At 31.5% G+C, this 7954-nt stretch carries 8 protein-coding genes and 1 riboswitch; of the genes, 5 read left to right on the top strand and 3 right to left on the bottom strand.

Annotated features, from left to right (window positions below):
* Window positions 1-285 precede the first annotated feature (285 nt).
* Together ACOX6R_RS06505 and ACOX6R_RS06500 are read left to right on the top strand one after the other, a co-directional pair.
* Entirely contained in the window at window positions 286-870 is a 585-nt protein-coding gene (locus ACOX6R_RS06505; protein WP_433448479.1) for a hypothetical protein, read from the top strand.
* A gap of 2 nt (window positions 871-872) precedes the next feature.
* Window positions 873-1034 (top strand): hypothetical protein, encoded by a 162-nt coding sequence (locus tag ACOX6R_RS06500; RefSeq protein WP_433448477.1) that lies wholly within the window; start codon window positions 873-875, stop codon window positions 1032-1034.
* A gap of 276 nt (window positions 1035-1310) precedes the next feature.
* Here the strand turns inward: ACOX6R_RS06500 and ACOX6R_RS06495 are convergent, their stop codons facing one another.
* Window positions 1311-2582 (bottom strand): amidohydrolase family protein, encoded by a 1272-nt coding sequence (locus ACOX6R_RS06495; RefSeq protein ID WP_433448475.1) that lies wholly within the window; start codon window positions 2580-2582, stop codon window positions 1311-1313.
* A 284-nt stretch (window positions 2583-2866) separates the two neighbouring features.
* Window positions 2867-2962, bottom strand: a riboswitch (purine riboswitch).
* Between the two features lie 193 nt (window positions 2963-3155).
* Complete coding sequence (locus ACOX6R_RS06490) at window positions 3156-3950, bottom strand: nitroreductase family protein (RefSeq protein ID WP_433448473.1); 795 nt, start codon at window positions 3948-3950, stop codon at window positions 3156-3158.
* Window positions 3951-4061: 111 nt separating this feature from the next.
* Between ACOX6R_RS06490 and ACOX6R_RS06485 the strand changes: the two genes are divergently transcribed.
* Window positions 4062-5909 (top strand): ATP-dependent helicase, encoded by a 1848-nt coding sequence (locus tag ACOX6R_RS06485; RefSeq protein ID WP_433448472.1) that lies wholly within the window; start codon window positions 4062-4064, stop codon window positions 5907-5909.
* A gap of 62 nt (window positions 5910-5971) precedes the next feature.
* Window positions 5972-7165 carry a copper amine oxidase N-terminal domain-containing protein gene (locus ACOX6R_RS06480; RefSeq protein WP_433448470.1) on the top strand — a complete coding sequence of 398 codons (1194 nt, stop codon included), beginning with the start codon at window positions 5972-5974 and terminating at the stop codon, window positions 7163-7165.
* Between the two features lie 28 nt (window positions 7166-7193).
* Here ACOX6R_RS06480 and ACOX6R_RS06475 read toward each other — a convergent pair whose 3' ends face one another.
* A complete protein-coding gene (locus ACOX6R_RS06475; RefSeq protein WP_433448481.1) occupies window positions 7194-7295 on the bottom strand; it encodes an IS3 family transposase in 102 nt (33 codons plus the stop codon).
* Window positions 7296-7440: 145 nt separating this feature from the next.
* Here ACOX6R_RS06475 and ACOX6R_RS06470 point away from each other — a divergent pair, with 145 nt between their 5' ends.
* Entirely contained in the window at window positions 7441-7767 is a 327-nt protein-coding gene (locus ACOX6R_RS06470; RefSeq protein ID WP_433448468.1) for a minor capsid protein, read from the top strand.
* Window positions 7768-7954: the final 187 nt, after the last annotated feature.

The following is a 7954-nucleotide window of genomic DNA, read 5'->3' as shown; positions in this document are numbered from 1 at the left end:
AATATGACACGCAGGAAAAATTTTTTAGATTATATTATATAAATTCCAAAAATATTTAACTTATGATTTTTGTGGCGCTTTGTTAAAAAATTAAATACATAGCAATAATATTATGGAGAAGGTAATGGATGAAGATAATAGAAAGAGGATTTTAAAAAACTCTAAAATTGCACATCATTATAAATTTTCCAATAAATTTTGTGTTAATCTGTAAAGCGATAATTATAAATTTTAAAAACTTTATATAAGATTTTTAAAAGAATATTTAATACAAGGAGGTTTTTTATGAAAAAATTTTTATACATAATGATATTTGTTTTATTATTTTTAACAGCCTGTAGCAGTGAGGCAACTATAGAACCTGTTGAGATGAAGGGTGACATATATGCCGAGATAAACAAAAAGCTAGATCAAGGAGCTGGAGAAGGAGAATACTTTTTTAAAGTAAATAATTTAGGAAAAGACGAAAGTTTAAAAATTGATTTGGTAAGCTACGATGGATCTAAAGAGACTAAGATAATAGACGGTATGCCCAAAAAAATTAACGGCTTTTATATAAGAATGGAAAAAGATAAATATATATTTGCTGAAATAGAAGACTTTAAAAGTGCAAAAATTGGAGAAACGAGCACTTACAAATCTGAAGAAAACTTTTCAGACAAAGAGTCCAACATGAGCATTTCAAGACACCTAGAAGAAAAAACATCACTAAGTAAACCTGTAATTGTCTTTCAAAAAGACTTTGCCAAGGCAGACACCGTAGTTCACAACAATTATGGTCTTGATGATAGTAAAATAGATTTAAAAAATCAGTTTGGATATGCAGTCATCGTCACAAAAGTAGAAGATAAGGACGGAGGTAATAATTAAAAATGATAGATGTCATAGCGGACTTAATACTATATGGACTTTTAATATTTATGATTGTCTATTTCACAGATAGCACATACTCAGCAATATTTCTTGCAATAGCCGCAATACTCACAATAGTATTTTTCAAAAAATTATTTGGGAAAAAGAATGATGAAAATTAGAAATTAAATATATTTGTTATATAAACTCGGTGGACTTAAAACTTCACCGAGTTTTTTAAATTTTATTTTATGAATAAAGTTTGAAATGTTTAAAGTTCATAATGTGAGAAATGTCCTAAGTTTCAGTTAAATATTTTATTGTTGGACTTTTCATAAGTAAATTAATAAAATTTTTCATGTTTTAAAAACTCCATGCTTAGTATAAAAAATTTTAAAGTTATATAAGCATGAAAAAAGTCTTATCCAATTCCAGATAAGACTTTTTTGGGGTGTTTATTAAAATATTTTGCTGCCTTGTATAAATTTATGGATTACATGTCTATCATCTGATATATAAATTGTTCTCTCAAGTCTTTGGTGTAGCGTCAAGCCATCTCTTCTGTAATCAGAATCGTCAATCACTACAGCGTCAAATTCAAAGTCCTTATCAAAAGAGCCGACATTTCCAAAGAATTTTCCTCCACCAATTGTTCCAAGATAAAATGCTTCTTCGATTGTAAGTGGTAGGAAGTCGTTATCTACAAGCCTCCAATACATTTTTGAAACCTGTATTGCATCAGACATCTGTTTAAAGATTGACAGGTGAATTCCGCCTGCAATGTCGCTTCCAAGTCCGATATTTTGTCCTTCTTCTAGGTATTTTCTAATTGGTGCAATGCCCGATGAGAGGTTTAAGTTTGAATTTGGACAGTGTGCGATAAAGACGCCTCTTTCTCTTAAAAGTTTTTGCTCCTCTTCTGTCGACCAAACGCAGTGCGCCATAATTGTTTTTGAAAAGTCGCCGAAGAGATGGAACCTGTCGTAGCTATCGCCATAACAAGTTGACTTAGGGCTTAGTTTTTTGACCCAAGCTATTTCGCTTTGATTTTCTGATAGGTGAGACTGCACGGGCAATTTGTACTCTTTTTCAATTTCACCAAGCCTTGCCATCAAATCATCTGTGCAAGATGGAGTAAATCTTGGTGTCAAAATTGGAAATGTATTTTTATATCTTCCTTTTATTTCAGCAAGCCATCTTTTGGTCTCACTTTCACTTTCTGCTGCGTCCTTCTCCTGCAGAGTATCTATTCCGTTTCTATCCATGTTTACTTTGCCAACATATGTCACCATGCCAGATTCTTCGAGCAGATCCATAAGTAAAATCGTTGAGTCCACATGTAGAGTGGAGAAGATTGACGCTCTCGTTGTTGAGCTAAATTTTAAGTCATTTACAAATTTTTCATAAGATTTTTTAGCATAGGTCAAGTCTTGGTATTTTGATTCTTCGGGGAAAGTGTATGTATTTAACCACTCTAGAAGTTCAAGATCCATCCCAAGACCTCTGTATGTGTATTGAGGTGCGTGGACGTGGAGGTCGATAAGACCTGGCACAACTATTTTATTTGAATAATCAAGTACTTCAAAATCTTTGTATTCGGCGAATATTTCGTCAAAAACGCCCATTGAAATTCCATCTTTACAAATTAAATATTTGTCTTCAAAGGTATTTAGCTCATTTTGGCTCTTGCTGTAACAAATATCGCCTTTAATGATAAAATTATTTTTCATATTATCACCTTAACCTAAAGTTATAAAGAAACTGTTTAGATATTTCCGTAAGTGGTTCAAAATTATTTTCTTTGCAAACTTTATGTACTTAAAAGATTTTATTCCACTTTTTATAAACAATTTGCTTTTATCTTTAATACCCCAGTTTCATAGGTCCAAATTTAGATAGACTAGTAACAAGCTTTAAAAAAGTCCATGTGAGGATTAATCTAAATTTATTTAAGTGGACAATAAAAAACACCTATGCGTCTAAGAAATTTAATGCACAATGAAAATTATAGAAAATCACTGTGAAATAAATTTATAGCTAGACTATAGGTAGTCAATAGAGACGCTCACCCATTATGTGAGCTTATATAAATTATTTTAGAAGTTATCATTTAGATATCTCCTGTTGTGTAATATATTATCAGTAGAAAAATAATTTGTCAAATATAATTTGTAGAGGCGAGAGTTTATTAAGTAAATTGTAAAAGGTGAATGCAGAAATTAATTAGGACTAAAAGCACAGATTTTAAAATAAAAAAACCTGTAGCTTAACTACAGGCAAAAAATTTAATAAAATTTATATGATTAGATATTGTAAGAGCCGATGTAGTAATAATCGTCTTCTTCTTTTAGGTCAATATCCCATTTGTTGTTGATGTTAATTGATTTCATCATTTCTTCAACATAGAATAAAACTACGCCCATGTCTACAAGTGATCTTGAGTCTTCGCTTGATTTGCGCATGTAAGCGTGAATTTTATTTCCTTCAAGTACAAATCTCCAAGGTTGGAAGTTCTTGTGGCTTGGTGCATATCTTACAGAAGAGAAAATATCGAATATTCCATAATTTTCAAGTTCTTCAATTGAAACAGGAAGACCGATTTTGTCTTTAAACATTATTTCTTCGACTTTTAGTCTAGGTGAAGTCACTTCAGGATCAAAAAGTTTTTTCTTAGCGCCGTAACCAAGTCCGATTAAAAAGTTAATATTTTCTCCGTCTTTGCCAAAGACAGATCTCTTTGTTTCTAGATCTACTTGGTCAACAGTTATCCAACAAGTATCAATATCTAGATTTACGATTTTAGTATTTAGTTTTTCTAGGAAATAGCCACATTTTAAAGCATTCATAGCATTGTCTTCACGGATTTCTAATGCTATATAATGAGGAGCTTTTATCATTACGCCGTCATAACCTGCTTTTCCCTTAAGTCCGTCGGCAATTATTGAACCGTTTTCATAAAAACTAAACTTAATATCGCTTTCGCTTTTTCCGATCTCATCCATTAATAATTTTATATTTTCTAATTTGTCCTTTGGAACTACATCATTTTTAAAATTTCTAACTGATTTTCTCTTTTGTAAGAAATTTGTCATTAACATAGCATTACCCCTCCTTAGTATCTACTAATATGATTATAACACAATCAAAGTATTAAAAAAATAGATTTAAAAATAAGCACAAGTAGTTTAAACTGTATATGGAGGGATAATTTGTTACTTACAGATAATCAGAAAAAGGCAACTGAACATTTTGAAGGACCTGCAATAGTATTGGCAGTTCCTGGTGCAGGGAAAACGACAATACTTCTTCACAGAATCGTGAGGCTAATGGATAGGGGAGTGGATCCAAGAAGAATTTTAACTATCACTTTTTCCAAAGCACAGGCTCTCGATATTAAAAATAGATTTTCAAAACTCTGCCCCAATAGTTCTTCAAACTTTTCCACAATACATGCCTTTTGCTACCAGATTGTGCGTGATTATGCCAAGAAGAGCGGCAAAACTTACAATTTAATAGATTCAAATATTCCTAAGAAGTACGAAATAATGAGATCTGTTTATAGACAGGTAAATAATTCCTATCCCACTGAGGAAGTTGTGGAGACTGCCTTTAAAGAAATTGGGTACTGCAAAAACACCATGCTAAACCCCATCTCTTATCAAAAATCAAAAACTTGCGAGACAAATAACTTTGCCAAAGTTTATGAAACTTATGAGAATTACAAAAATGCACACAACTTAATTGATTTTGACGACATGATAATAAAGGCATTAGAAATTTTAAAAGAGGATAAGGCTATTTTATCAAAATACAGAAACAGATTTGAATTCATACAAGTTGACGAGGGACAAGACACGAGCCACAGCCAATTTTTGGTGATAAAGATGTTGGCAAGACCTAGGAATAATTTTTTAGTTGTTGCCGATGACGACCAGTCCATCTATGGATTTCGTGGAGCAAACCCAAGCGAACTCCTAAAGCTTCAAGACGAGTACGAAGATTTAGAGACAATTTTTATGGAGAATAATTTTCGCTCATCTAAAAATATAGTAAACACTTCAAATATTTTTATCGATCAAAATAAAGATAGATATAAAAAGAGTATCGTGACAGATAACGACTTTAACGAACCTGTAAGCATCATAAAAGTAAAAGAGCCACGCGACCAATACGAATTTATAAAAAAAGAGACTGATGGATTTGAGGGCGATGTTGCAGTTTTATATCGCAACAATTTATCGAGCATTGGACTAGTTGAATATTTTGAAAGAAACAGTATTCCATTTAACATAAAGGACAAAAAGACAAAATTCTTCACTCACTTTATAACTCAGGACATTTTAGATATTTTAAATTTTTCGCGCGACCTATCAAATATCGATCTATATGAAAAATTTTATTACAAACTCTTTGGATATATTTCCAGAAAACACATAGATTATTTGAAGAAACATCCTGGCAAAAATATTTTTAATGTCCTAAGAGAATATCCTTATTTGCCCGAATATTATCACAAAAACTTGGTCAAATTAAACTCGAGCTTTAGAAAACTTTCAAGGATTAATGTCTATGACGGAATAAATTATATAGAAAAAGAAATGGGCTATGGAGATTATCTAAAAGATAACTCAAAGAGGTTTAGGGAGACTTATGAATCTCTAAACGAGTATTTATATTATTTAAAACTAATTGCCAAAAATTCTAAGTCACTAGAACTATTCGCAGGAAGGCTTAAAGAGCTTGAATATATTTTGAGTAAACCTAAAGACAGCGACGCCAAAATTACATTTTCAACTATTCACTCAGCAAAGGGTTTGGAATTTTCAAAAGTTTTTGTAGTTGATTTGTACGAGGGGACACTTCCATCTAGCACAAGCATAGAGATGCTAAGTGAGACTGACGAACTCTACGAGGAGGAGAGAAGAATATTTTATGTTGCAATGACTCGTGCAAAAAGTGAGCTATATCTTATGTATTCTCATTATAGGAATGGTCAAAAAAATGAAATTTCATCTTTTCTAAAGGATCTTGAGACTTTAGCACGTGATGATATTTAATACTATACTCCTTTAAAAAATTAAATTTAGATGATATAATTTGATTAAAATAGGAGGTATATATGAAGAAGAAACTATTAATTGTTGCCATTATCTTCACACTTCTAAATGTAAGTGTAATGGCAAAGGGTGATGCAAACCTTTTTATTGATGGCAAAAAGCAAGAGGCTGATGTAATTTTAAAAGATAATCGCACATTCGTGCCACTTAGATTTATCTCAGAAAACTTAGGCTACAAAGTTCAGTATGACAATGGGACAAAGAAAATTACAATCTCAAGAGACGGCGATGTTTTAGAGATGAAGGTAAACTCCAAGGACTTTAAAGTGAATGGAGCTAAAAAGCAAATGGACGTTGCGACTTTTTTAAACAAGGACAGGACTTATGTGCCAATTAGGTTTATTAGTGAGGCCTTTGGAAAAGAAGTTGGATGGGATCAAAATTCAAAAACTGCCTATATCGGCAAGAAGCCAGAGAAGTTGCCACAACAAGTTAAAAGTTCTTATGTAGTTAAAGAATTTCCAGAGTATGGATTTAAATTATTTATTCCATCAGGTTATGAGAATAAAATTATATTTAAACCTTCAACTACAAGAAACGGAATCGAACTTTATAGCAAAGTAGTGGAAGATTATCAAAAGGGAGCAGGCTTCCTCTGTGGATATTATCTAGAACGTAGAAATTATAAATATGATGAATTTTTAGAAGCGCCAGTTTGGCTCTCTGAAAAATCAATGATAATGAAGAGTTCATCAACAGATTTTATTGCATCAGAAGGAAAATTATACGACGAGATGATGAGCTGTTTTAAAATTACCGATTCAACATTTTTACTTCCAATGACAAATAAGTTCCCCGACGTAAAAGATTTAAGTGTTAAATTTGACAACAATAACTTTATCTATACATTTGGCAGTCCAAAGCTTCAAGTCACAATGGACGCTAAATATTTAAAGGACATTCAGTTAAGACTTGACTATGACTCCATTGCATTTTATGACATAAGTAACTTAGGTTACGGTGGATTTTTATTTTCAATATACCAAGCGGACAAACAAAATAACGAAAAGCCACTGATAACATTAAACGAACAAAAATCTGTGCAACTCGATATGCCTTACGACGTACAATTTGGCCCAAATGGCAAAAAATATAACGAGAGCATGAAAGTTCTAGTAAATGAAGTAAAAATAAAAACTGTAAATAATGGAGAAAACACAATTAACGGATTTACAGGAAATGCCTATAAATATTAATACCCATAAAAATAGACACAATATTTAATTATTTAGTTATAGTGGATGCTAACTTATACTTTGTAGGTGGCATCCATTTTGTTTTTGATTGAATTCTTTCGTTATTGTAATAATGAATATATTTCTCTATTGCCTATGAGAACTATATGAACAAAGATAAACAAAGATAAATTAAAGATAGTTTTAAATAATCCTTGGACAAGTGATGGAAAGGAATTTTACGAAAGAATTTGGGGAAGAGGTAACAAGCTTACTGCCGCATTAAGGATAACTTAATGAAAGACATAGCAAGAGGTGCATCTCCTGAAGATTCTATAAAAAATATAGAAAAAGAATTTGGAGTATCAAGAGCAAATGCAGCAAGGCTTGTATATACAGAGACTGCAGCAATATCTTCACAAGCCACATTAGATTCATATATAAAACATAGAGTTAAAAAGTATCAAGTAATCTCAACTTTGGATTTAATAACAAGTGATATATGTAGAAGCATGGATGGCATAGGATTTGATGTTAAAGATTATAGAGTAGGAGTTACCGCAAATCCATTTCATCTTAATTGCAGAAGCGATACAATTCCTTACTTTAACGATGATAAATAAATCAATGATCTAATTCATAAAAAAGCTATTTACATTTAAAAACATAGACAAAATACAGATTTTGAGGATTTAGCAGTAGCTGATAGAATAACTAAAAAAGTTGTAGGAATTCTAAGAAATTCACAATTTAAATTGGAGGTAACTCCTAATGAAAGTATAGTTAAAGAACTAAGAAAATATAATAACA

The organism is Peptoniphilus sp. (genome assembly GCF_050943655.1).
GTDB lineage: Bacteria > Bacillota > Clostridia > Tissierellales > Peptoniphilaceae > Peptoniphilus_A.
Note: the sequence above shows the minus strand (reverse complement) of the source record. Positions and strands in the feature narration are given on the sequence as shown.

Excerpts from the sequence above, each read along its gene's own strand:
- ACOX6R_RS06505 (WP_433448479.1), top strand. The coding sequence starts at position 286 with ATGAAAAAATTTTTATACATAATGATATTTGTTTTATTATTTTTAACA.
- ACOX6R_RS06500 (WP_433448477.1), top strand. The coding sequence starts at position 873 with ATGATAGATGTCATAGCGGACTTAATACTATATGGACTTTTAATATTT.
- ACOX6R_RS06495 (WP_433448475.1), bottom strand. The coding sequence starts at position 2,582 with ATGAAAAATAATTTTATCATTAAAGGCGATATTTGTTACAGCAAGAGC.
- ACOX6R_RS06490 (WP_433448473.1), bottom strand. The coding sequence starts at position 3,950 with ATGTTAATGACAAATTTCTTACAAAAGAGAAAATCAGTTAGAAATTTT.
- ACOX6R_RS06480 (WP_433448470.1), top strand. The coding sequence starts at position 5,972 with ATGAAGAAGAAACTATTAATTGTTGCCATTATCTTCACACTTCTAAAT.
- ACOX6R_RS06470 (WP_433448468.1), top strand. The coding sequence starts at position 7,441 with ATGAAAGACATAGCAAGAGGTGCATCTCCTGAAGATTCTATAAAAAAT.